The 389-nt window shown below is 71.2% G+C and carries 1 pseudogene; it reads left to right on the forward strand.

Features of this window, described 5'->3' with window-relative positions:
* Nucleotides 1–95: 95 nt before the first annotated feature.
* Nucleotides 96–389: pseudogene (locus tag AB4Z02_RS19270) on the forward strand (metal-dependent transcriptional regulator); the annotation flags it as partial.

Below are 389 nucleotides of genomic sequence, written 5' to 3' on the forward strand. Positions count from 1 at the left end.
GTACGGGAGCATCGAACTCACCGAGACGGGACGCACGAACGCCGTCGCGATGGTGCGCCGGCACCGGCTCATCGAGACCTTCCTGGTGGAGGTGGTACGGGAGCATCGAACTCACCGAGACGGGACGCACGAACGCCGTCGCGATGGTGCGCCGGCACCGGCTCATCGAGACCTTCCTGGTGGAGGTGCTCGGCTACGGCTGGGACGAGGTGCACGACGAGGCAGAGGTGCTCGAGCACGCCGTGTCGGACACCCTCGTCGACCGGATCGACCGCCGGCTCGGCTACCCGTCGCGCGATCCGCACGGCGACCCGATCCCGGGTGCCGACGGCACGCCGCACCGACCGGATGCGCTCCCCCTCGTCGAGGCGCCCGGCGGTGTGCCCCTC

Origin of the sequence: Pedococcus sp. 2YAF34 (assembly GCF_052114585.1) — a bacterium.
GTDB lineage: Bacteria > Actinomycetota > Actinomycetes > Actinomycetales > Dermatophilaceae > Pedococcus.